A 22010-nucleotide genomic window follows, 5' to 3' on the forward strand; every position below is an offset into this window, starting at 1 on the left:
AAACCGAGGTGAAGGCCCGGCGAGGCTAGCGTCGTCGGGGTGGACATCAGCGGTCGCCACGAGGAGTCCGGCGAGTACCTCATGGTGGCGGCGGCGGTCCACGCCAGCGTCGGCACGACCCGTCTCCGCAACGTCGAAGGGATGGGGTTCGCCACGAGTCGGAACCCGCCGACGTTCGAGGACGCCGCCACCGTCGTCGCCGACGCGGTGGCCCAACTGCCCGAACCGCCGGACGGTCCGGTGGTGGCCGAGCGAGGCGAGTTCTACGAGGAACCCGACGTGAAAGTCGAACAGTACCTCGGCCCGAGTTTCAAGTACGTCGAGAGTATAGCCGAACGAAAGACCGTGCAGACCGCACACCACGCCGCGTACGCCGCCCGAAAACTGTTCCTATGAAAGCGATAATCGCAAAGCGAGTCGATTCAGGCACGCCAGACACCGAAGAGATACGCGACCTCGCCCGCGCCGCGGGCTACGAGATCGCGGCCGAGTTCACGCAGTCGCGCAAGGAGGACCCCGCGCTACAGGTCGGCGAGGGGAAGGCCGACGAAATCGGTCGCGCGGTCGCCGAGACCGGGGCCGGAATCGTCATCTTCGACAACGCACTCGGCCCATACCAGACGTACAACCTCGGCCAGCGGGTCCCCGAGGACACCAGAGTCATCGACCGGTTCCGACTCATCCTCGAAATCTTCGGCCAGCGCGCCCAGACCCGGAAGGCCCAGCTACAGGTCGAACTGGCCGAGTTGCGCTACGAACTCCCGCGCGCTGAGGCCAAGACCAGCCTCGCCAAGCGCGACGAGCGACCGGGGTTCATGGGACTGGGCGAGTACGACGAGAGCCGCGAGCAGGACATCAAGGACCAGATATCCCGAATCAAAGACGAGTTGGACTCCATCGCGCAGACCGAGGCCGACCGCCGGGACCGCCGCCGGGAGTCCGGGTTCGACCTCGTGGCGATGGCCGGGTACACCAACGCCGGGAAGTCCACGCTGATGCAGAGCCTCGCGGCCGACCTCGAACTCGGCGAGAACGAGGAGTTACACCCCGACCTCGACACCACGGCGGAGGCGCAGGACCGCCTGTTCACCACGCTGGGCACGACGACCCGGAAGATGGACATGGACCGCCGGGACGTGCTGCTCACCGACACGGTCGGGTTCATCAGCGACCTGCCCCACTGGCTGGTCGAGTCGTTCAAGTCCACCCTCGACGCGGTGTACTACGCCGACCTCGTGTTGCTCGTAGTGGACGTGAGCGAACCCATCGAGGAGATACGCGAGAAACTCGTCACCTGCCACGACACGCTCTACGAGCGCAACGAGGCACCCATCGTGACCGTGTTGAACAAGATAGACGCCGTGAGCGAGGACGAACTCGCCGAGAAGACCGAGGCGCTCTCGGCGCTGGCTCCCGACCCCATCGCCGTCTCGGGCAAGGAGCAGATCAATCTGGTGGGGCTGCGCGAGCGCGTCGACGCCGAACTCCCCGACTGGGAGCGCGAGAAACTGGTCCTCCCGATGACCGACGACACCATGAGCGTCGTCTCGTGGGTCCACGACCACGCGCGGGTCAACGACGTGACCTACGCCAACGACGAGGTGGTCGTGGACTTCGAGGCCCGGCCCGCCATCGTGGAGCAGTCCCGCGCCAAGGCGGGCGACCTGACCAGCGCACCGTCGGCGTAATTCGTTTCAACTCTCGTTACTGGTCGGCCCGCGTCCGGTGTCGTCGATTATCCCGGCGACCGAATCCGAAGTCCCGCGAATAACAAAGTAGTCCCGACCGTCAGACCAGTACGACAGGTGGCCAGCGCGACCGACCTGCGGGAGCGCCGACGCCCAACGTTCCCCGTCCCACAGATGGCCCGCAAACCAACCCGCACGCGGGTGGCGTGGTACAAGGTGTACCTCGCGCTGACCGCGTTCTCTACCGGTCTGCTCGGACTGGTCCTGTACGACGTGCCGCCGTTCGGGGGCCTGACGCCCGTCGCCGTCAGCGCGCTCATCGTCGCCCTCTTCGCAGTGGCGAGCGTCGGCTACTGGTACGACGTGTCTCGCGGACGCCCGTCGGAGGAGACGCCGCCGAACTTCCTGCGGACGCTCGACGAGGAGGTGGACTACCGCGAGGAAGAGAACGGCGACGGACCGAACGACGGGGACGAGTCGAATCCCGACGGCAGCGGAACCGACGGCGACGCTGGCGAGTCGAACCCCGACGGCAGCGGAACCGACGGCGACACTGGTGAGTCGAACCCCGACGGACGTAACCCCGACGGCGACTAAAGCGGAACGACCGACGGCGACGACCCGGCCGCCGAGCGACTACAGTTCGGTCTTCGTCTTCTCGACCACCCGCACGCGGTCGATGGACGTATCGGGGTACTGGCCGTCGTCGTCCTTTTCGGCGGCCTTCACCATGTCCCAGACCACGTTCAGGCCGGTCGTCACCCCCTCCAGCGCCTCCATCTCGCATCCCGTCTTGCCGGTGGTCTCGACCGCGACTTCGAGGGTCACGCGGTCGGCGAACAGTTCGAAATCGGTCTCGACGTTCGTGATGGGAATCTGGTGGCACATCGGGATGGTCTCCCACGTGTGCTTGACCGCTTGCACCGCGCCGACGCGTGCGGTGGCCAGTACGTCGCCCTTGCTCACGTCGTTCTCGCTGATGGCCTCGACCGTCTCGGGTTGGAGGTTGATTTCGCCCGCGGCGACCGCCCGCCGCGCCGTGTCGGGCTTGTCGCCCACGTCAACCATCTGGACTTCGCCCTCGTCGTCGGTGTGAGTCAACTCCGCATCGCGGCCTTCACCGGTCTCTTCCCCGTCGTTCTCACTCATCGTCCTCACCCCACAGGGCGCGAGGGAGCGCGTCGAGCAGGTCCGACGCGAGCAGGCCGTCGTGGCGCCGGTGGTCCAGCAGTTCGGCCGCCCGCCCGTTGGCGTACGCGGCCATGCAGGCCGACTGGAAGGGGTCGTGGGTGGCGAGCAGGCCCGCGGCGGTGCCCGCGAGCGTGTCGCCCGTGCCGCCGACGGTCATGCCGGGCGTCCCCGCCGTCGAGACCCGAGTGCGCTCGCCGTCGCTGATTACGTCGTCCTTCGCCTTCGCCAGCACGACGTGGCCCAACTCGTCGGCGAACGCCTCGATTTCGTCGGCGTGGTCGCGCAGGGCGTCGGCGCTCTCGACCTCCGGCCCGCCCATCTCGGCCAACTCCTTGCGATTCGGCGTGCAGACCAGCGTCGCGTCGGTCTCGACTTCCGGCACCACGGGGAGCGCGTCGGCGTCCACGACCGCCCGGCCCGAGAACTCGGCGAGGAACCGTTTCGCCGCCTCCAGCGTCTCGTCGGCGTTCCCGAGACCGGGACCGAGGACGACCACGTCGTCGTAGCTCTCGGCGGTCTCCACGAGGTCCGGCACCTGCTCGGGGGTGAGGTGGTCGCCGTCGTACGACTGGACGATGAGGTCCTCGGCGTACCCCTGAATCTGGGGCGCGACCGGGTCGGGCGCGGCGACGAACGAGAGGTCCGCGCCGGTCCGGAGCGCGGCCTGCGCCGCGAGCGCCGGGGCACCGGTGTACGGGCCGCCGCCCACGACGTAGGTGCGGGCGTCGTCGCCCTTCGTCCCACTGCGGACCGGGAGCAGGTCGCCCGGCCCGACGAGTCGTTCTGCCGCCGCCGGGATGCCGATGTCGGCGACCGTCACCTCGGCGTCGAGCGAGTCGAGACCGGGTTTCGCGTCGTGGAACGTGACCACGCGGTCGGCCTCGACCGCAGTGGCGTCGGCGCTCGCGCCGAGTGCCTCGCCGGTGTCGGCGTTCACGCCCGAGGGCACGTCCACCGAGACGACGGTCGCGTCCGCGTCGTTGATTCGCTCGGCGACGGTGGCCTCGGGTTCGCGGAGCGCCCCAGTGACGCCGGTGCCGAGCATGGCGTCAACCACCACGTCGCAGTCGGGCAGGTCGAAGTCGCGCGAATCGCCGACCTCCTCGGCGTCGTACTCGCCGCGTCGGAGGGCGTCCCAGTTCTCGCGGGCGATGTCGGTCGCTATCGTCTCCGCCCGACCGAGCAGGTGGACCGAGGTGTCGTACCCGCCGTCGGAATCACCGTTCCGACGTGCTGACGGGTGCGACCCGTCACCGTCCAGAAACCGGGCCGCGACGAAGGCGTCGCCGCCGTTGTTCCCGCGCCCGGCGACGACCGCCACGCGCGCTCCGGGGTCGGCGACCGCTCGTACCTCTCGGGCGACCGCGTTGCCGCTGGATTCCATCAACTGCTTTCGCGGCACGCCGAGGGCGGCCGCGTTCGCGTCCACCTGCGCCATCCGGTCTGCCGAAATCATGTCGGGGCGTTGGTCGGCGAGCGCGTTAAGTCCTGTCGTCGGCACGCGCGACGCCGGTCGCTCGGCGGCGACCCCCGACCGGACTCGGCTCTGGCCGGGCGGAGTTCGTGGGAGTCGTCGAACGTGACATTGCCCGGCACCGACCCACAGGAAGATTAGAGAATCCCAGAGGTTTCTTCAAGAAACAAATTCACAGCTAAATTCCGGTTCCCGAAGCGTCCTAGCCAGCATCAATAAGGCACTCGGGGGCCGTGGTTCTCACGGGGAGAGTACTGATGTCCAACGACCGATACCGACAGGGAGGCCGAGAGGAGCGTCGCGACGAATCCGCCCGACGAAGCGGCGACCAGCGGGGCGGGGGCCGTCGAAGCCCCGAACGGGTCGAGTCCGACGTGAAACAGAAGCTTCAGGGGCAGGAGACTACGATTCCGGCCGGTGCCGAATCCGGGAGTCCCCCGTCCCAGTCCGGACAGGCGAGTCTCCGCTACGGCGGCGATTCGCGACGCGAGGGCGGCCAGAACCGACAGGAGGAGATACGCAAGCAGGACGTGGCCCCGCGAGGAGACCAGCAGTCCCGGCAGGGCCGACAGTCCCAGACGGGAGGACAGCCCCAGCAGAGTCGGCAGCGTCGATACGGACAGCAGACCGGCCGGGGCGGTCAACAGACACGGGGAAGCGGCCAGCAGACGCGTGGAGGCGGCCAGCAGACACAGGGGAGCCGCCACAGCCTCCAGTTCGGCGGCGAGGCCCGCCACGAACAGAGTCACGCCAACCACCCGCACGGCGGGGAGCAGTTCTCCGGACAGGAGCGACAGTCCGGACAGCGAGGCGAGTCCCACCGTCGCGACGCGCCCGCCGAGATGCCTCAGCAGCGCCCCTCGCCTCAGCAGTCTCACCAGCAGACGCCGCCCAAACAGCCCCACCAGCAACCGAGCGAACAGCCCGAACTACGGACCGCCCATCCCAGAGAGACCTACTCCCGTCGGTTAGAGGAGTCCCAGCAGCGCACCGAGCGAGGCCCCGGCGGCGAGCAGTCGGGGACCGAGACCCAGTCGTCGTGGCAGGAGCGAAGCCAACTGGGCACCGAACGTCACGGGACGCAGGGTCGGCAGTCCCGGAGTAGTGGTCAGCAGTCCCGGAGCGGCGGTCAGCAGTCTCGATACGGTCGAGGGTACCAGCGGGGTCGCGGCCAACAGCAGAGTCGTGGCCAGCAGCAGGGGCGCGGCCAACAGCAGGGCCACGGCCAAAATCAGAGTCGCAGTCAACAGCAGGGCGACGAACGGACGCCGTCGCACCGGACTCCGGACTCCGACGACACTCGCTGACTGATTCCGGCGTTTTACTACGCGGGAGTCCGTTAGTAGTGACGTGTCCGAAGAATACGCACTCGAACGGACGGCCGACCGGGAAGACGTTGCGACACTCCTCCGCGGAATCGCCGACGGAGTCGCCGCTGGCTCGATTCGACTCGGTGACGAGGAGGCCATCGCTATCGCAGTTCCCGACGCGGTCGAACTGGAGATAGAGTTCGAGACCGACGACGGCCGGAGTCTGGAGGTCGAACTGGAGTGGGACGAGGAAACCGCGGTCGAACCGTTCGCCGACGACACCCCGGCGGGCGCGCACGGCGAAGGCGACGATTCGCTCGCGGAGTCCGACGCCGGTGACGCCGACACCGGCGACGGAGACGACTCGTCTCCTGCTGCCGATACCGTCGATGCAGACATCGCCGACGTCGATACCGCCATCGACGACGGAGACGAGACCGTCGAACTCCCGGTCGGGTCGGCCGAACCCCGGGAGAGTCTCGCCCGATTCGAGGTGTTCGCCGACCGGGCCGAGGAGTGGCGCTGGCGGTTGGTCCACCGGAACGGGAACGTCATCGCCACGAGCGGCGAAGGGTACACCCGCAAGCACAACGCCCTGAAGGGCCTGCGGAGCGTGATGACCAACGCCGCCGACGCGGAGACGGTCGAGGAGGATTAAATCGAGCCGTCCGGTTCCCAGAGGATGGCCTCGTCGTCGTCCCTGCGCCCGGATTCGACCTCGAACTCGCCGTCGAGTTCCCACTCCTCGCACCGCCAGTCGTCGGTCGCGGCCGCCCAGACGAGTGCGACGACTTCGTCCTCGCTCTCGCGGGGGTAGTAGGCAGTCACGCGCTCTTCGAGGACCGTGACCATCGTCGCGTCGAGCAGGTCGTCCGCGCAGGGGGTGTCGGCGTTCGCCACCGGAATCCGGCCGACGAGGGCGTCGTCGTCCACCGTCGAGTCGCGGGTGTTCGACTGCGGATTCACGACGGGGACGGCGACGCGGAGGACGAGTTGCTCGCCCGGGTCGGTTCCGTCGCCCTCGGCCCCCTGCGGCAGTGGTTCGGTCTCGGTACCTCGCATTTCGACGCCGACTTCCGGGGTGTTCTCGCGCATAGCTGACCGGGAGCAGTACGCGACTGACGCGGAAAGTCGTGCTGGCCCCGTCGGGTCCGGACCCGGCGTCGGGTGCTCTCACCGCCGGATGCGGAACCCCTCTTCGCCCTCGGGGGCTTCGTACTCGACTTCCACGTCGTCCACCTCGGCGGCGGGACTCCCGGTGTGACACCACACGACCATCGACTCCACCGCGTCCTCCGGTCCCTCGAAGACGGCTTCCACCCGGCCGTCGCTGAGGTTCTGAACCCACCCGTCCACGCCGCGCTCTCGGGCGGCGTCGCGGGTGTTCGCCCGGTAGTAGACGCCCTGAACCGTACCGGAGACGAAGACGTGCGCTCGGGTTCGGTCGGCGCTCTCGGAGTCGCTCGACATTGTTCTACGTCTCGGTTCGACGTTCTGTCTTAAGGCGATTTGGATGGCCGACACTCGCGGCCAGCGCCCAGTTCGAGGAGCGAGTCGACCGTGCGTTCCGGGCACAAGATACAATGTTCACTCTCCCAAGCACTCTGTGGGGGAACTACTGCGTGACACAGAACGCGACCGGGGGACGTAACGCGAGTCGAGTTCGGCGGATGGCCGTCACGGCGCTCGGCGGAACGCTCGTGACCGTCGGACTTCGGAGACGCTCGCTCGGTGGCGCGGCGCTCGCGCTCGCGGGCGGGTGGCTACTGTACCGTGGAGTCGGCGGACGCGCACGCCCGTCGGAATCGAAGGGCGCGACTCCGCGGTCCGAAGACCGCGCTACCGAGACGGGGACCACCTCCGAGGCGACGGCGGTCGAACGGTCCGTCACCGTCCGGGAATCGCCCGAGGACCTCTACCGCTTCTGGCGGGACTCGGACTTACTGACCCGCATCGTGGGCGGTTTCGCCGAGGTCTCACCAGCGGGCGAGGACCGTCACCGCTGGGTGGTCTCCACGCCGTTCGGCGGGAGCATCGAGTGGGAGACCGAGGTGGTCGAGGACCGCCCCGGCGAGTTCCTGCGCTGGAAGTCCACCGAGGGCGCGCCGGTACCGAACGAGGGGTCGGTGCGGTTCCGACCCGCTCCGGCCGACCGCGGGACCGAAGTGACGCTCACCCTGCGGTTCGACCCGCCGGGCGGCCGAGTCGGACGCTCGGCGATGAACCTGCTGGGCGTCGTCCCCGAGGCACTGGCGAGCAAGATGCTCTCTCGCTTCAAGAGCCTCGCCGAGACCGGCGAGATTCCCACGCTCGAACGCAACCCGTCCGCCCGCGGGAGCGGTGATTGGGTCTGAGGGCGCTCTTCCGGGAGCGTCGACGACCGACGGGTCGGACCTCGACTTCATCCACGGGTGCGTCCGGGCCGTGTTCCACCTCCGAGTACGGAGCGGGGTACCCCGGCCGGAGGTAAGGCTACTCCCGGTCCGGTGGAAGTAGTTACCCTCGGGTCCGGAGGTAGTGAAAGACGTAGGTCTGGGCGTAGCCAGCGAACTCGCCGCCGAACTCCTCGCGGAGGGCGCGGGAGGTCTCTGCGTACGACCCCTTCTCGCAGTGCGGATAGTGTTCGGCTATCGCGGTCTGAATCCACGTGTCGAGCGGGACCGCCTCCAGATAGCCCAGCGAGAACAACAGCACGCAGTCGGCGACCTTGTCGCCCACGCCGACGAACGCCTGCATCGCGTCGCGGGCGTCCTCGTAGTCGAGACCGCGAACGTCGTCGGCCGTGGCCTCCCCGGAGGCGACTAGCTCCGCCGAGCGCCGGACGTAGGGCGCGCGGTAGCCCAGCCCCAACTCCCGGAGTTCGTCCTCGGTCGCTCGCGCGAGGCGTTCCGGCGTCGGGAACGCGTGGTAGGTCTCGCCGTCGAACTCGACGGTCTCGCCGAACTCGCGGGCGAGGGCGGTCTGCATCCCGTGGATGCGCCCGACACGCATCTGGGCCGAGCAGATGAACGACACCAGACAGGGGAAGAAGGGGTCGTTCACGATTCGGAGTCCGGGGTAGGACTCCCGGGCGTCTGCGAGCAGGGGGTGGTCCGGGATTCGCTCGAAGATGGCGGGGAGGTCGTCGTCGAGTCGGAGTCGCTCGCCCAGCAGCGACTCGGCGTCGAACGTCGCTTCCCACTCCAGTCGGTCGTCGCGCTGGCGGACTCTCAGGACTTCTGACTCCCCGTCGGTGTGCCCCCCGACGACGGTGTGGTACCACGCCGACCCGCCGCTCGCGTCGCCGGTCTCGTAGGCGCGCCCGTCCTCGCGCCGCCAGAGGAAGGTCTGGCCGCTCTCCAGCGTCGCCTGTACGTCGAGACCCCCCGCGAACTCGCCGATAGCTATCGAACCCGACTCCATCGCCGGACAGAAGGAGACCGGACGGTGGAAGTCTTTCGTTTCGGGGCTAAACTTGATACTGTTGGCGCTACAACTTCTATGCGCCTATGAACTGCAGAGTTGTCGTGGAAGCCGCCGTTCCGGTCTATGACGTGGAGACTCCCGACGAGGCGGTTCGCATCGCCATCTCCAAGACCGGCGAGTTGCTCAATCCCGACCTCAACTACGTCGAAATCAACATGGGACAACGGTCCTGCCCGCACTGCGGGGAGGAACTCGAACCGGCGTTCATCGCGGCCGACGAGAGTCTCGTCGCACTCGAGTTGGAGATGACGGTGTTCAACGTCGAGCGCGAGGAACACGCCTCGCGCATCGCACGGAAGGAGATCGGCCAGCGCCTCGAAAACATCCCCCTGACCGTTCTCGAAGTCGAGGTCGTCGAGGAGGACGACGAAGACGACGGGGACGTCGAATCCGACGAGGTCGAATCAGAGAGCCAGAGCGACCGCGACGAAGACGACGAAGTCCTCCCCGAGTTCGAGGACCTCATCGAGTGACCAACAACTCTGCCAGCCCTCCGCCTTCGGGCGGCGTGACGGGCACGTCTATCCTCCACGCGTAGCCGACACTCGTCGCTGTAGGCTTTGCTTCGGCGTCCGTTTCGAATCGTTCCTCTCAGTGTCCCCTTCGAGTGCTATCGAGAGAACCGTTGCAGAATAGCGCAACCGCTGTCGGGTCGTATCGGCGATTCGAGGAAGCGTCGTCCGCAGTTCAGTCGGCCTTGGCGGCGACCTTCTCGTCCGCCTCGGCTTCGTTCATTTCGGAAGTTATCGCGTTTGCCATGGCGAAGACCGCCGCTTTGTGATCCGTTTTGGACTTGTGAATGGATGTCGGTCGTACGCCAAGGGAGTCGTACTCTGAAAGGTCTACTTCGGTGCTGTTCTCTTCCTCGAAATAGTTTCCAACCTCCGCAAGCAGCCCGTGAAGGTGGATGAGTTCCTGCTTCTTCATAAGCAAACGAGGCTAACAGTTGCAGGGTTATAGTATTATCTTGAGTCCCGTTAACACGGAGTACGGATTTCCCCTTCCAAGGAGGCCATAATCCGACGCGAGAGTGCGTAATACGGTATTTCGAAACCGTTTCGAACCGTTGCATCCGTTCCGTCGCGGGCGTGGTGGCCCGGTTCTGAGCTACCCCTCCGCAGTGGCGTTTCTGTGAGTCTGAAAGATTTTTATCCGAACGCGCACCTTTGGATAGCCATGGAGGGTTACGACGAACACCTCGACCGGGCCATCGACGAGACGCCCGATATCGACGATAACGAGGCTCGTTTCGACGTTCCCGACGCCGACGTGCGTCAGGAAGGGAACGCGACCGTCTACGAGAACTTCCAGAGCACGCTCGACGCGCTCGGTCGGGACGAGGACCACGTTCTGAAGTTCCTCCAAAACGAACTCGGCACGAGCGCGCACATCGACGAGAGCGGCCGTGCGCGCCTGACCGGCGAGTTTAGTTCCGGCCGCATCGAGGACGCCATCGACGAGTACACCGAGACGTACGTCCTCTGTCCGGAGTGTGGACTCCCCGACACGCGTCTCGAACGAGAACAGGGTGCGTTGTTGCTGCGGTGCGAGGCGTGTGGCGCGCGCTCCGCGACCAGCAACTAACTACTGAAACTGTTTTAGCGTCTCGAGGTCCTGCTCGGTCCGCGTGAACTCCGCGGTCCGGCGACTGGCGTGGCAGTTGGGGCAGTTGAACACTTCGTCGTGGGGCGGCAAGTCGTCGGGCGATTCTTCCCAGTCCTTGCCACATTCCGGACAGACCAGTCGCACGTACGTTTCGTTCATACAAAGAACCATGCGCGTGGCTGATAGAAAAAAGTTGCCGCAACTTCTCAGTCGCGACGAACGAGCAGAGCCGCAAACACTATATTGGTGGGTGCTAATCTAGAATTTAGATATGTCTAAATCGCTGTCGGGGATGCGACCCTTCGTGCCGGAGGGCGGCTGAGATGAGCGAAATCGCAGAGATATTCGTGGCGTCGGTCCGCGACGGCTACGTGCAGGTCAGCGCGTTCGTCGCGCTGACGGTCCTGCTGTTCGGTCTCGCCCAGTATCGAACCGGCGGTGCGCTGGTCGAGCGACTCGGCGAGAGCGAGCGCGCTCAACCCCTCGCGGGTGCAGCGATGGGACTGACACCCGGTTGCGGCGGCGCCATCGTGATGATGCCCCTCTACGTCCGCGGGACGGTCAGTTTCGGTACCGTGGTCGCCACGCTCGTGGCCACCGCGGGCGACTCGGCGTTCGTGATTCTGGCGCTCGCGCCGAAGGCGGCGGTGTACGCCTACGGTCTCGCGTTCGGCGCCGCCGTCGTCACCGGCTACGTCATCGACCGCTTCGGCGTCGGCGTCGGCCGCGTGGACGCCGCGGTCCGCAGAATCGACCGGACCGCGACCGACGGCGGGGCCGCGACCCCGGCGAAAGTCGCAACCGGCCCTCACGACTACGCCGACGGGAACCGTGCGGCCAGCGACGCGGATGGTTGCTCGCCCCGCGACCACTCGCCTGCACGCGAATCGCCGCTCCTCACGCCCCTCTCGCACGCCGCCCACGCGGTCTGGTGGCTGGCCGCCGTCGCCGCGCTCGGTCTCGGCGTCACGTACCTCTTCGCTGGCGCTCCCGAGGTGCCGCTCGAAGTCGGCCTCTCGTTCGCAGGTCTGTTCACGGTCGTCGGCGTCACCGGAACCGTGCTCTCGTTCTACCTCTACTTCGTCGGTCGCAGCTACCTCGGCGACGGAGCGGTCGGCCGCGCCCGGGAGTCGTTCGGGGGTATCTACGACGCGCTGGTCCACGCCGCGATGGAGACCAGTTTCGTCACCGTCTGGGTGCTGGCGGCGTACCTGCTCTACGAGTACGGCGTCCTCGCGCTCGGCGTGGACGTGGGTGCGCTCGCCGCGGCCGCGGGACTGCTCGCTCCCGTCGCGGGCGCACTCGTGGGGTTGATTCCGGGGTGTGGCCCCCAAATCGTCCTCGCTGGCGTGTACGCCGAGGGCGCGATTCCCTTCTCGGCGCTGACCGCCAACGCCATCAGTCAAGACGGCGACGCGCTGTTCCCGCTGCTCGCAGTCGATAGGACCGCGGCCGTCGTCGCGTCCATCTACACCACGATTCCCGCCCTCGTCGTCGGCATCGCGCTCCACCTGCTGTTCGGGCCGATGTTCGGGTTCGGGGTGCTTGGATAGTCAGCCAGCACCTCTAAGGCGTCTCTCGGCCAACCCCTCGTCGGGGGTTTCGAACATGGCTAATCCACACGAGATACAGGGACGACGCGAGGAGGCGAACGAGGGCGGTCTCCACGAGAGCCGAGAGAGCAGTCATCAGGACTGGACCGACCTCGACCGGGACGAGGGCGGCCAACAACACCACCATCATCATCACCACCACCACCACGGCGGTGAGAGCCAGCAGTCCGACCGCGACTACGAGCAGAAAGCCGAGCAGGCGCTCTCCCGAATCCGAGGCGACGAGGGTCGCGGGAGCGGTCGGAGCGACCGCCAGCGCGGTGGCACGACCAGCCAGGAGGGCAACGACTTCGGCGAGAGCGGACGCACCGACCGACGATACGGCCAGCGGCGCGAGCAGCGGGGACGCGAAGGTGCCGAACACGGAAGTCCGCACGAGGGAAGCCAGCGCGGGAGCCACCGCGAGGAGGGACTCGCCGGGCGACTGACGGGTCAGCGCGGCGAGCAGACCCGCCACTCCGACCCGAGTGACTCGACGTTCCGGGACCAGTCGTCGGGCGAACGCGAACACCGCCACGGCGGCGAGCGCGGGACGAGCGAACGCGACCGTCGGTTCGGAAGCCGTCGCGGTCACGGAAGCGAGCGCCACACCGGCGACCGCCACTCCTCGAACTGAGCGAGTCCGAACGGTGGGACGGGGAGTCGAAGCGGACCGTCCGCGATAGCGAGTCTCTCTTTCTTTCGAGCGGTGATTCTCGCCAGCGTCGCGTCAGTAGGGACCGCCACCGCCGCCGTCCTCGGTCGTGGTCGTCTCGGTGGTCGTGCCCGCAGTCGTCGTTCCGCCCCGCGCCACCTGTCCCCGCATGCTCTGGGGGTGGTACTCGCAGTCGTAGCGAGCGAGTCGCTCGGTGGCGTCGAGGACCAGCGACCGACGTGCGCCGACCTCGGCGGCCGATTCGGACGCCGCGACCACCTGCCCGTCGGCGTCGAAGACGCGGAGTTCGTGTTCCGCGCCGTCGAGGTTGACCCAGACGACTTCGTAGACGGTTCCCGGTTGCACGGTCAGCGTCGGGTTCTCCCGCCCCTGAATTCCGGACGGCGCGAGTCCGTACCAGTACTCGACCTGTCCGCCGAGGACGATGGTCTCGTCCGGTTCCCGTGCAGTCGTCGTCTCGCGCGCCGTCCCGGTCGTCGTCTCGGTCTCCTGCCGATTGTCGCTCGCGCCCGCACACCCCGCAATCGAACCCGCGACGCCGATTGCGGAGGCCCGCAGGAACGCCCTCCGTTCGAGCCCCATGTTACCAAATGCCGCAAAACGTGACTAATCGGTTTTCCAAACTTCGCGTCACGTCTCACCCAAATTCACGTCGCTCCGTCTCGGAGAGTTACGTCTCGGGGCTCACTTGGAGTATCTCTCACTGCAGAGCAGCGACGACCGCTTCGAAGGAATCAGACGGTGAACAAGTGGCCCTCGCGGGGCACGTCGAACAGGCCGACGCGCGCCCCGGCGTCGAGCCACGCGTGCCCGTAGGAGAACGACGCCAGCGCGTTCACGAGGTCGTCCTCCTCTCGGAAGTGACGGCCGTCTTCGAGGTAGGACGTCGCCATCTCCAGACACTCCGCCGCGGCCTCGCCCATCGGCGTGTCCTCTGGCGGCGCGATTTCGGCGGCGTCGAGTGCCTCGGCGAGTAGCCCCTCGTAGCGGTCGGTTTTCTCCTCCAAATCGGCGGGCATGAGTGGAGTGTCGGAGGGTATCGGGGTAAGGGCTTCGGGAACGTCTGGGTCCGGCGCGTCGTTCGCGGTATCGAGTTCGGTCGGCCACCGAGAGAGTCGAGCGGTGTCCGACAGTTTGCCCACGCAGAAACCGGAAAGCCGACGCGACAACACAAGCTAAATACGCCCCCCATAACAATATTGTACCATGAGCGAACACCCGCGAGTGGAGATTTACACGAAGGAGGATTGTTCATACTGCGAGAAGGTGAAAGACCTCTTCGACTCCAAGGACGTCGAGTACGAGACCTACAACGTGACCGGCGACGAGGACCTGTTCGAGGAGATGGTCGAACGCGCCGACGGTCGCAAAACCGCCCCCGAAGTGTTCATCGACGACGAACTCATCGGCGGATTCGACGACACGCAGGCGCTCGACGAGACGGGCGAACTCGACGAGAAGTTGGGTATCGCCGACGCCGACACCGGAATCGAACACCGCAAACTCGTCATCTCCGGCAGCGGTATCGCGGGCCTGACCGCGGCCATCTACGCCGCGCGGTCGAACAACGAACCCCTCGTACTGGAGGGCGACGAACCCGGCGGCCAGTTGACCCTCACCACCGACGTGGAGAACTACCCCGGATTCCCCGAGGGAATCAGTGGCCCGGACCTCATCAACAACATGAAAGAGCAGGCCGAGCGGTTCGGAGCCGAAATCGAGAACGGCGTCATCGCGGACGTGGACGACTCCTCGCGGCCCTACCGCGTCGAACTCTCGAACGGCGACGTCTACACCGCCGAGGCGTTCATCGCCGCCTCCGGCGCGAGCGCCCGGACGCTCGGCGTCCCCGGCGAGGACGACCTGATGGGCTACGGCGTCTCGACCTGTGCGACGTGCGACGGGGCGTTCTTCCGCGACGAGGAGATGCTGGTCGTCGGCGGGGGCGACGCCGCGATGGAGGAGGCCAACTTCCTCACCAAGTTCGCCTCGAAGGTGTATCTGGTCCACCGACGCGAGAAGTTCCGCGCCGAGGACTACTGGATCGACCGCGTGCAGGAGAAGGTCGAGGAGGGCGACATCGAAATCGTCCGGAACGCCGAACTGACGGAGATTCACGGGTCGGTCGAAGACGGCGTCGATTACGCCGAACTCGTCCGCCATCCCGAGGGCTACCCGACCGACAAACTCGACGACCCCGAGACCGAGACGTTCGAGATGGACGTCGGCGCGGTGTTCCTCGCCATCGGCCACACGCCGAACACCGACTACCTCGAAGGCACCGGGGTCGAGATGGACGAAGCGGGCTACATCCAGACCGAGGGCGGCAAGGGCGGCGGCCAGACCGAAACCGGCGTGCCGGGCATCTTCGGCGCTGGCGACGTGGTGGACTACCACTACCAGCAGGCCGTGACCGCCGCGGGGATGGGTTGTAAAGCCGCGCTGGACGCCGACGAGTACCTCGAAACGCTCGAAGTCGAGGCCGAATCGGGTGCGACCGAAGCGGCCGCGAGCGACGACTGAGTCGTCACCTTATCCGTCGGTCGTCTCGGTGGTCGTCGCGTTCGTCGCCGCGTCGTTGACGTCGATGACGGCGATAGCGTTGACCGCTTCTCTCGAATCCACTTTCGTGTACGGCCCGTCGGCGGTCCGGTTCGAGGTCACGAAGTCGAACTCTCTGTTGTCGTTCGAGTCGCGGTACGCGATAGCGACCAGTCGCTGAGACTGGTTCAGCGGTCGGGCGAGTTCCACCGTGACGTTCTGGTGGGTCCCCGGTTCCAGATAGTCCGAGACACCGACGATACTCTCGACGACCTCTCCTTCGATGACGCCCGTGTCGTGAACGACGACGAACCCGCCCTCGTGGACGGTCACGGACTGCACGGTGACCGTGCTACCGTTCGAGTTCTGTCGCTCGAACGTGAGACCCGCCGTCGTCGCCTCCGCCTGCGTGGTGGTCGCAGTGGGCGTCGCGTTCCCTGTCACTGTGGCCGTGGCGGTTTCGGTTGCGGTGGCCGTGACAGTCGCGGTTGCGGTAGGAGTAGCGGTCTCAGTCTCGGTTACGGTGGTCGTGGCAGTCTCGGTCGCGGTGGGCGTAGCGGTCTCGGTTTGCGTTATCGTGGTCTCCGTCGTGGTGACCTCCGCTCGTGCAGTGGCCGTCGCGTTCTCGGTTGTGGTAGCCGTGGTCGTCGCCGTCTCGGTGACCGTCGGGGTCTCCTCCGCGGTGGTCACCGTCTCCGTCGTCGTGACTTCCGCCTGAACCGTCTCCTCCGTCGTGGTCTGTGTCGTCGTAGTCGTTCTCTCTCTCGTCGTGGTCTGGGTCGCGGCAGTCGTAGTGTTCTCGACCGTCGTCTGGTTCGTGGTGGTGGTTTCGGCCGTCGTGGTCGTCTCGGTCGTCGTGGTCGTCTCGGCCGTCGTGGTCGTCTCGGTCGTCGTGGTCGTCTCGGCCGTCGCGTCTACCAGCGTCAGATTCGCAGTTGCCGCCGCGCTCTCGGTGAATACGCCGTGGACGAACGTCCCCGAGGGGAACCCGGCGGTATCCTCCTCCGTGACGTTGAAGACTACTGTCTCCGTCCCGTTCGTCGGAATCTGGACCGACTGGGCCGCGATGACGTTCCCGGCTATCTGGTAGCTGATCCGGTTCGTGACCGTCTCACCGGCCCTGTTCTCGACGGTCGCGGAGACGGTGTAGTTCGTCCCCACACGCACTCGTTCGGGTGCCGTGAGGTTCTGAATCGTGACGTTGGCCTGCTGGTCCGCCGTCGCCGTCGTTGTCGTCGTTTCCTGTACCGCAGTCGCGCCGTCCGAGTTTGCCGCTTGCGTCGTGACCGCTCCCGCTCCCACGACGAGTAGCGCTGCGACGAGTAGTGTCACCGTCGCGTGACGCCGCTCGCTTTTCGATGACATTACCGAACCACCTCAGAACGCGGTGTTTCTTTGAGAGACATCGGGCGAAGTGTGCGATGCCACTCCGTATCGAGAGATATAGTCTCACGACCGTTCACGCGGTTATTACCGCACTAGCGCGTTGCTAGCGCGATACAACACTCGGTACGCGCCGCGTCCAGTCGGAAACCCTCCGGTGAAACGTCGCCGTCGTCGCTAGACCTGGCCTATCTCTCTGACCCTACCCGTGGTGGCGACGCGACACCGTATCGTAGATTGCACATCATCAACGCTGGAATAGGGATAAGTAATGAATAATACACCGAAGGGGCACGTTGTACCATAAATTATAGCGGAGACAATAATTGGTTGCGGAAAGAACGGTCTTCCTTTTTTATGGAGCTGTCACCCCCATTCACGGATGCCCCGATTCGGTGGGGCAGAGGGAGAGAACTATGACACGAGAAAACGACGTAGAAGAAACCGACGACTCGCGGCGTTCGTTCATGAAGAAGGGGGCGCTCGCGTCGAGTGCCGTCGCGCTCGGATTGGCGAGCAGCGGGAGCGTCGCCGGGGACACCACCGACGCACAACTGCAACAGACCCAGCCACAGGACGGACTGCAGGCGCTGGTGTTCGTGGACGACTACAAGCCGACTGTTCCGTTCCAAGTAGTGAGCCGGATTCAGCAGCCGACGGTCAATCAGATCCTCGGCTACGTGGCTCCCCAGCAACAGCAGGGGCAGAATCAGACCCAACAGCAAGGTCAGGGTTCGGCGGTCGTGGACCCGACCGACTGGAACGGCTACATCATCAACTACACGGGCTGCGGACCTGGTAACTACAACCTCATCTTCGTTCGGGAAGGGTCGCTCCAGCAGGGTCAGACATTCAGCTTCTCCACCAACGCCGTCTACTTCAGCAACCAGCTCCAGCTCCTCGAATCGACGTTACAGCAGGGCGGCGGCGGCGGTGGCGGCGGTGGCGGCGGCGGCGGTGGTACAAACGCTACCGACCCGTCATGAACGACACTAGCGGCAAGAAGAAGGCGCTCGCTGCCGCCGGTTTCGCGTTAGGACTGGCGGGCAGCGGGAGCGTCGCGGGGGACACGATGAAACGACAACAAACGCAGCCACAAGACGGACTCCAAGCACTGGTGTTCGTGTCCGATTACCAGCCGAGCGTCGGGTTTCAGGTGGTGAGCCGAATCCAGCAACCGACGGTCAACCAGATTCTCGGCTACGTGAATCCGGCCGACCCGAATCAGGGGGACGGTGCGGTCGTCGACCCCACGGACTGGAACGGCTACATCACGAACTACCAGGGGTGCGGACCCGGTAACTACAACCTCGTCTTCCTGCGTGAGGGAACGCTCCAGCAGGGCCAGACCTACTCGTTCACCACCGACGCCATCTTCTTCAGCAACCGACTCCAACTCCTCGAATCGGAGATACAACGAGGTGCCGGAGCGGCGGCCGGGCAAGAAACGGAGGGTGCAGGCCAGACACAAACCGAGACGACGCCGGAGGAGACGACGACAGAAGGAACAACCACGACGACGGAAGGAACCACAACGACGACGGAAGGAACGACCACGACAACAGAGGGAACGACTACGACGACAGAGGGGACGACTACGACGACAGAGGGGACGACTACGACGACGGAGGGAACCACAACGACCCCGCCGGACACGACTACCGAGACTCCGACGACGACCGAACAGGTCATCGTCAACGCGACCGAGACGGAAGACGGCGGGTAGAACCCTGTGCCGACGCAGCGTCGGCACAGGGGCCACCGAAGCACGCGGGCGGGGAGGAGACGCTTTTCGCCGACGACTGCTCCGAACTCTTTCTCGGTTCGTCGCTGTTCGTACTCTCGTCACGCCGAGCGTAGCGCTGCGGACTCACTCGGGACAGAGCAGTTCGGTGCGACGTCCGAAACATCCAACAGGAACGCTCGCGAGCGCCGCCGACCCCGTGTCAGTCGTCCGAAATCGCCGTCTCACCGTCGTCCATATCGACGGGACCCGGACCGGTCGTCCCGCGAACGTCACCCTCGCGCCACGTGCCCCGGGAGAACCACGCCCACGCGATGAGCGCGCCGGTCACGTTCGAGACGAAGAACGCGACCCAGATGCCGCGAACCCCGAAGATGGCCCCCTCGGGGACGAACGGAATCGAGAGGCGGAACTGCGAGGCGACGTACGCGACCGGCAGGCGAATCCCGGCGAGCGTAGTGATGGAGATGGCGGCCGCGACCAGCGTCTCGCCCGCGCCGCGGAACCCGCCGGTGAACGCCCGCATGACCCCGATGAAACCGAACGAGAGCGCGACGTACCGGAGGAACGTCGCCCCCTCTTCGAGGACGGCGGGGTCGTCGGTGAACACCGCGACGATGGGCGTCGGAACGAGGAAGATGAGGACGCCCAGCACCGCGAGGACGACGAACAGGCCCTTGGCGGCCACGTAGTTCGCCTTCGCGGCGCGGTCGGGTTTCCCCGCCCCGATGTTCTGGCCGGTCATCGTCTCGACGCCTCGCGCGACCGCAATCGCCGGGAGGAAGATGACCGAGAACACCCGCGTCCCGATGCCGTAGGCCGCGACGACGGTCGTCGGGAAGAGGCCGACGATGAGCAACAGCGCGTTGATGGAGAGCGCGCGTCCGGTACCCTCGACGCTCGCGGGGAGTCCGATCTGGAGAATCTTCCGCAGATACTGGAAGTCCGGGCGCATGTCCTCCAGATTGATTTCGATTCCGCGCGACCCCGAGAGCATGATGCCGAGTCCGACGAGCATGGCCACGCTCCGGGAGAACACCGTCGCGATGGCCGCCCCTTGGATGCCGAGTTCGGGGAACCCGACGGTTCCGACGACCGGCGCGTTCCGGACCACGGTCCACCCGTTGATGAGGAACGGGTCGAGGACGACGTTCAGGACGACCGTCCCCGCCATCACGAACATCGGCGTGAGCGTGTCACCGGCCCCGCGCATCAGCGAGATGAAGACGAAGAACCCGAACATGAACGGGAGTCCGAGCGCGATGACCTGCATGTAGGCGGTCGCGCCGGGGAGCACCGCCGGAGACGCCCCGAGGAAGTCGAGGAACGGCCGGACGAACGGGTAGCCGACCGCCCCGAGTATCACCGAGGCGATGAACGCGAAGGAGACCGTCTGAGAGGCGGCGTACTCGGCCTCCTCGGTCTCGTCGGCCCCGGTGTGCTGGGCCACGAGGACGCTCCCGGCGACGGACAGGCCCATTCCGAGCGAGATGAGCAGGAACACCATCGGGAAGCCGAAACTGATGGCGGCCAGCGCCTCGGTGGAGTACTGGCCGAGCCAGAAGGTGTCCGCGAGGTTGTAGGCCGTCTGCATCAAGTTCGTGATGACGATGGGCAGCGAGAGGATGACGAGAGGCTTGACGATGCCGCCGTCGGTGAGGTCGAGTTCCTCTTGCCCCTCGAAGAAATTCACGCGACCACCTCCGGCCCCGTGTCGGAGCGGTCGTGGGTGGTCGCCTTCGGGAGCGCCGATTCGTTCGCTACTCGTGGCTTCGTCGCGTCGGCGAGACCGTACTCGCAGAGGGCGTCGTACGTCGCCTCCGTCGTCTGTTCGGAAATCTCTGCGTCCATTCTCTACCGAAACTTACTGAATAGTCAGTCAAAAACGTTACGAACCGAAATATATCCGACCCTCACGACGCGGCGTTTCCGGTGTTCGTTCCGACATCCGCACTTCTTTACGTCCGCCCGGGGAAGGTGAGGGTATGACGGACATCGACGTCGAAACCGTGACGTACACTATCGAATCGCCGGACGGCGACACCGAAGAACTGACGCTCCCGACCGGAATCGTGGACGCGCTCCGCGAAGACGACTCCGAAACGGCCCCGGAAGTGCTCGGCGACCTGACGATGCTCTCGTTCGCACAGCAGGCCCACGCGCTCGTCCACCACGCCCACGAGGACCCCGACGAAGCGGTGCTGGCCAACGAGGAGAAGACGATGGAACTGTTCGAAGAGCGGTTCGGCCAGACGTTCGGCGAGATGACCGGTCACTCCCACTGAGTGGTGCCTTTCGCCGACGGACCCTCGTATCGGTTTCCCCGAGCGACCGCTCGCATCGTTTTGCCGACCGACTCCGCGCATCGTTTTCCCCGAGTGTACTACCAGTAGTGAAAAATGCTCCGCCATAGCAGGGGATAGTAACTCACCGGACGCCTCCGAAACGCCCTCCCGAGTGACAGCTATGGGCGAAGAAGGAACTCGGATGCGAGTAACTTGTCGGGATTGTGCCTTCGAGAAGGTCGTCAGCGTCGGCGACGAGCGACCCGCGGACGTTCTCATCGACCACGGTCAGCGAACGGGTCACACGCTGTGTATCGAACGAATCGCGGATTGAAACCGTCGGTCTCCCGGTTCTCAGACCACGGCGTACCGAAGCAACACGCCGTCGTCGATTCGCTCTACGTCGTCCAGTTCCAACTCCGGGAACTCCGCGACGAACCCCTCGCCGTCGGCCAGCGTGGGGGCGTCCCTGCCGCCGACGAGTTGGGACCCGACGTACACTCGGAGTTCGTCCACGAGTCCGTCCTCGAACAGCGAGAAGATGAGTTCGCCGCCGCCCTCGACCATCAACTGCTCGACGCCCTCGCGTTCCAGCGACGAGAGCGCGCTGGAGAGGTCCACGCGCTCCTCGCCCGCGGTGACGAGTCGAGCGCCCGCGGTCTCCAGCGCCTCGATTCGGTCGGCGGGCGCGGCCTCCGCGACGAGGACGTAGGTCGTGGCGGCGTCGTCCAGAATCCGAGCGTCGGGCGGGGTCCGCGCCCGCGAGTCGGCGACCACCCGCAGGGGATGGGCCGACTCGCGCCGCTCTCGGCGGGCGGTCTGTCGCTCGGGGTCGTCGAGCGTGAGGTGCGGGTCGTCGGCCAGCACCGTGCCGACGCCGACCATCACCGCGTCGCTCCCCGCCCGGAGCGCGTCCACCCGGTCGAAGTCGTCCGGGCCGCTGATGGCTATCTGTTCCCGACGCTTCGAGGAGAGTTTCCCGTCGGCGCTCATCGCGGCGTTGACGACCACGCGCATACCCGGAGTTGTCGTCCGGACGGAAAACCGCTTTCGGTG

28 protein-coding genes are annotated in these 22010 nt (G+C 66.0%); 15 read left to right on the forward strand and 13 right to left on the reverse strand.

The genetic code is table 11. The annotated features are described in order from the left end of the window. Positions 1-39: 39 nt before the first annotated feature. The 3 genes from NGM06_RS04010 to NGM06_RS04020 all read left to right on the forward strand — a co-directional run bounded on the left by NGM06_RS04010 (position 40) and on the right by NGM06_RS04020 (position 2285). Positions 40-396 carry a DUF2209 family protein gene (locus NGM06_RS04010; protein ID WP_254269039.1) on the forward strand — a complete coding sequence of 119 codons (357 nt, stop codon included), beginning with the start codon at positions 40-42 and terminating at the stop codon, positions 394-396. After that, positions 393-1688 (forward strand): GTPase HflX, encoded by a 1296-nt coding sequence (hflX, locus tag NGM06_RS04015; RefSeq protein ID WP_254269040.1) that lies wholly within the window; start codon positions 393-395, stop codon positions 1686-1688. Before NGM06_RS04010 ends, hflX begins: the two co-directional genes overlap by 4 nt. 117 nt (positions 1689-1805) lie before the next feature. Continuing rightward, positions 1806-2285, forward strand: a complete 480-nt coding sequence (locus NGM06_RS04020) for a hypothetical protein (protein ID WP_254269041.1) — start codon at positions 1806-1808, stop codon at positions 2283-2285. 39 nt (positions 2286-2324) lie between these two features. On the opposite strand, the gene moaC is transcribed toward NGM06_RS04020, so the two are convergent. Beyond that, the gene (gene moaC, locus NGM06_RS04025) at positions 2325-2837 is read right to left on the reverse strand and encodes a cyclic pyranopterin monophosphate synthase MoaC (RefSeq protein WP_254269042.1); all 513 of its coding nucleotides are present in this window, start codon (positions 2835-2837) and stop codon (positions 2325-2327) included. Further along, positions 2830-4335 carry an NAD(P)H-hydrate dehydratase gene (locus tag NGM06_RS04030; RefSeq protein WP_254269043.1) on the reverse strand — a complete coding sequence of 502 codons (1506 nt, stop codon included), beginning with the start codon at positions 4333-4335 and terminating at the stop codon, positions 2830-2832. The genes moaC and NGM06_RS04030 overlap by 8 nt, the downstream gene beginning before the upstream one ends. Positions 4336-4610: 275 nt before the next feature. Between NGM06_RS04030 and NGM06_RS04035 the strand changes: the two genes are divergently transcribed. After that, on the forward strand, positions 4611-5660 hold the full coding sequence (locus NGM06_RS04035; RefSeq protein WP_254269044.1) for a hypothetical protein: 1050 nt from the start codon (positions 4611-4613) through the stop codon (positions 5658-5660). A gap of 43 nt (positions 5661-5703) precedes the next feature. Next, positions 5704-6321, forward strand: coding sequence for an amphi-Trp domain-containing protein (locus tag NGM06_RS04040; protein ID WP_254269045.1), 618 nt, complete (start codon positions 5704-5706; stop codon positions 6319-6321). Here the strand turns inward: NGM06_RS04040 and NGM06_RS04045 are convergent. Continuing rightward, positions 6318-6758, reverse strand: coding sequence for a hypothetical protein (locus NGM06_RS04045; protein ID WP_254269046.1), 441 nt, complete (start codon positions 6756-6758; stop codon positions 6318-6320). The genes NGM06_RS04040 and NGM06_RS04045 overlap by 4 nt on opposite strands. A 78-nt stretch (positions 6759-6836) precedes the next feature. Further along, positions 6837-7133 (reverse strand): acylphosphatase, encoded by a 297-nt coding sequence (locus NGM06_RS04050; RefSeq protein WP_254269047.1) that lies wholly within the window; start codon positions 7131-7133, stop codon positions 6837-6839. A gap of 200 nt (positions 7134-7333) precedes the next feature. Here NGM06_RS04050 and NGM06_RS04055 point away from each other — a divergent pair, with 200 nt between their 5' ends. Continuing rightward, positions 7334-8017 (forward strand): SRPBCC family protein, encoded by a 684-nt coding sequence (locus NGM06_RS04055; RefSeq protein ID WP_254269048.1) that lies wholly within the window; start codon positions 7334-7336, stop codon positions 8015-8017. 142 nt (positions 8018-8159) lie between these two features. Here the strand turns inward: NGM06_RS04055 and NGM06_RS04060 are convergent, their stop codons facing one another. After that, positions 8160-9065, reverse strand: coding sequence for a DNA-3-methyladenine glycosylase family protein (locus NGM06_RS04060; RefSeq protein WP_254269049.1), 906 nt, complete (start codon positions 9063-9065; stop codon positions 8160-8162). Positions 9066-9151: 86 nt separating this feature from the next. Between NGM06_RS04060 and NGM06_RS04065 the strand changes: the two genes are divergently transcribed. Then, the gene (locus NGM06_RS04065; RefSeq protein ID WP_254269050.1) at positions 9152-9601 is read left to right on the forward strand and encodes a DUF555 domain-containing protein; all 450 of its coding nucleotides are present in this window, start codon (positions 9152-9154) and stop codon (positions 9599-9601) included. 214 nt (positions 9602-9815) lie between these two features. Here NGM06_RS04065 and NGM06_RS04070 read toward each other — a convergent pair whose 3' ends face one another. Further along, positions 9816-10055 carry a UPF0058 family protein gene (locus NGM06_RS04070; RefSeq protein ID WP_163520768.1) on the reverse strand — a complete coding sequence of 80 codons (240 nt, stop codon included), beginning with the start codon at positions 10053-10055 and terminating at the stop codon, positions 9816-9818. A gap of 249 nt (positions 10056-10304) precedes the next feature. Here NGM06_RS04070 and NGM06_RS04075 point away from each other — a divergent pair, with 249 nt between their 5' ends. Then, positions 10305-10712: a translation initiation factor IF-2 subunit beta gene (locus NGM06_RS04075; protein WP_254269051.1), complete on the forward strand. Its 408-nt coding sequence runs from the start codon at positions 10305-10307 to the stop codon at positions 10710-10712. Here the strand turns inward: NGM06_RS04075 and NGM06_RS04080 are convergent, their stop codons facing one another. Next, positions 10713-10892 carry a DUF7836 family putative zinc-binding protein gene (locus NGM06_RS04080; protein WP_163520772.1) on the reverse strand — a complete coding sequence of 60 codons (180 nt, stop codon included), beginning with the start codon at positions 10890-10892 and terminating at the stop codon, positions 10713-10715. Between the two features lie 164 nt (positions 10893-11056). Here NGM06_RS04080 and NGM06_RS04085 point away from each other — a divergent pair, with 164 nt between their 5' ends. Both NGM06_RS04085 and NGM06_RS04090 read left to right on the forward strand, forming a co-directional pair. Further along, complete coding sequence (locus tag NGM06_RS04085; RefSeq protein ID WP_254269052.1) at positions 11057-12286, forward strand: putative manganese transporter; 1230 nt, start codon at positions 11057-11059, stop codon at positions 12284-12286. A gap of 55 nt (positions 12287-12341) precedes the next feature. Next, complete coding sequence (locus NGM06_RS04090; protein ID WP_254269053.1) at positions 12342-12962, forward strand: hypothetical protein; 621 nt, start codon at positions 12342-12344, stop codon at positions 12960-12962. 93 nt (positions 12963-13055) lie between these two features. Here the strand turns inward: NGM06_RS04090 and NGM06_RS04095 are convergent, their stop codons facing one another. Both NGM06_RS04095 and NGM06_RS04100 read right to left on the reverse strand, forming a co-directional pair. After that, entirely contained in the window at positions 13056-13583 is a 528-nt protein-coding gene (locus NGM06_RS04095) for a cupredoxin domain-containing protein (protein ID WP_254269054.1), read from the reverse strand. Between the two features lie 152 nt (positions 13584-13735). Continuing rightward, positions 13736-14020, reverse strand: a complete 285-nt coding sequence (locus NGM06_RS04100) for a DUF357 domain-containing protein (RefSeq protein WP_254269055.1) — start codon at positions 14018-14020, stop codon at positions 13736-13738. A gap of 187 nt (positions 14021-14207) precedes the next feature. Here NGM06_RS04100 and NGM06_RS04105 point away from each other — a divergent pair, with 187 nt between their 5' ends. Then, positions 14208-15524 carry an FAD-dependent oxidoreductase gene (locus NGM06_RS04105; protein ID WP_254269056.1) on the forward strand — a complete coding sequence of 439 codons (1317 nt, stop codon included), beginning with the start codon at positions 14208-14210 and terminating at the stop codon, positions 15522-15524. A gap of 9 nt (positions 15525-15533) precedes the next feature. Here NGM06_RS04105 and NGM06_RS04110 read toward each other — a convergent pair whose 3' ends face one another. Beyond that, entirely contained in the window at positions 15534-16907 is a 1374-nt protein-coding gene (locus tag NGM06_RS04110) for a DUF7282 domain-containing protein (protein WP_254269057.1), read from the reverse strand. 434 nt (positions 16908-17341) lie between these two features. Here NGM06_RS04110 and NGM06_RS04115 point away from each other — a divergent pair, with 434 nt between their 5' ends. Continuing rightward, positions 17342-17911: a twin-arginine translocation signal domain-containing protein gene (locus tag NGM06_RS04115; RefSeq protein ID WP_254269058.1), complete on the forward strand. Its 570-nt coding sequence runs from the start codon at positions 17342-17344 to the stop codon at positions 17909-17911. Beyond that, positions 17908-18651 (forward strand): hypothetical protein, encoded by a 744-nt coding sequence (locus NGM06_RS04120; RefSeq protein WP_254269059.1) that lies wholly within the window; start codon positions 17908-17910, stop codon positions 18649-18651. Before NGM06_RS04115 ends, NGM06_RS04120 begins: the two co-directional genes overlap by 4 nt. A 220-nt stretch (positions 18652-18871) precedes the next feature. Here NGM06_RS04120 and NGM06_RS04125 read toward each other — a convergent pair whose 3' ends face one another. Together NGM06_RS04125 and NGM06_RS04130 are read right to left on the reverse strand one after the other, a co-directional pair. Further along, the gene (locus NGM06_RS04125) at positions 18872-20362 is read right to left on the reverse strand and encodes an MATE family efflux transporter (RefSeq protein ID WP_254269060.1); all 1491 of its coding nucleotides are present in this window, start codon (positions 20360-20362) and stop codon (positions 18872-18874) included. Continuing rightward, on the reverse strand, positions 20359-20520 hold the full coding sequence (locus tag NGM06_RS04130) for a hypothetical protein (RefSeq protein ID WP_254269061.1): 162 nt from the start codon (positions 20518-20520) through the stop codon (positions 20359-20361). Before NGM06_RS04130 ends, NGM06_RS04125 begins: the two co-directional genes overlap by 4 nt. A 134-nt stretch (positions 20521-20654) precedes the next feature. Between NGM06_RS04130 and NGM06_RS04135 the strand changes: the two genes are divergently transcribed. Beyond that, complete coding sequence (locus NGM06_RS04135; RefSeq protein ID WP_254269062.1) at positions 20655-20954, forward strand: DUF7545 family protein; 300 nt, start codon at positions 20655-20657, stop codon at positions 20952-20954. A gap of 181 nt (positions 20955-21135) precedes the next feature. Beyond that, positions 21136-21288, forward strand: a complete 153-nt coding sequence (locus tag NGM06_RS04140; protein ID WP_254269063.1) for a hypothetical protein — start codon at positions 21136-21138, stop codon at positions 21286-21288. Between the two features lie 20 nt (positions 21289-21308). Here the strand turns inward: NGM06_RS04140 and NGM06_RS04145 are convergent, their stop codons facing one another. Next, positions 21309-21971: a 2,5-diamino-6-(ribosylamino)-4(3H)-pyrimidinone 5'-phosphate reductase gene (locus tag NGM06_RS04145; RefSeq protein WP_254269064.1), complete on the reverse strand. Its 663-nt coding sequence runs from the start codon at positions 21969-21971 to the stop codon at positions 21309-21311. Between the last annotated feature and the right edge of the window lie 39 nt (positions 21972-22010).

The sequence above is a fragment of the Halorussus aquaticus genome (genome assembly GCF_024218795.1).
GTDB lineage: Archaea > Halobacteriota > Halobacteria > Halobacteriales > Haladaptataceae > Halorussus > Halorussus aquaticus.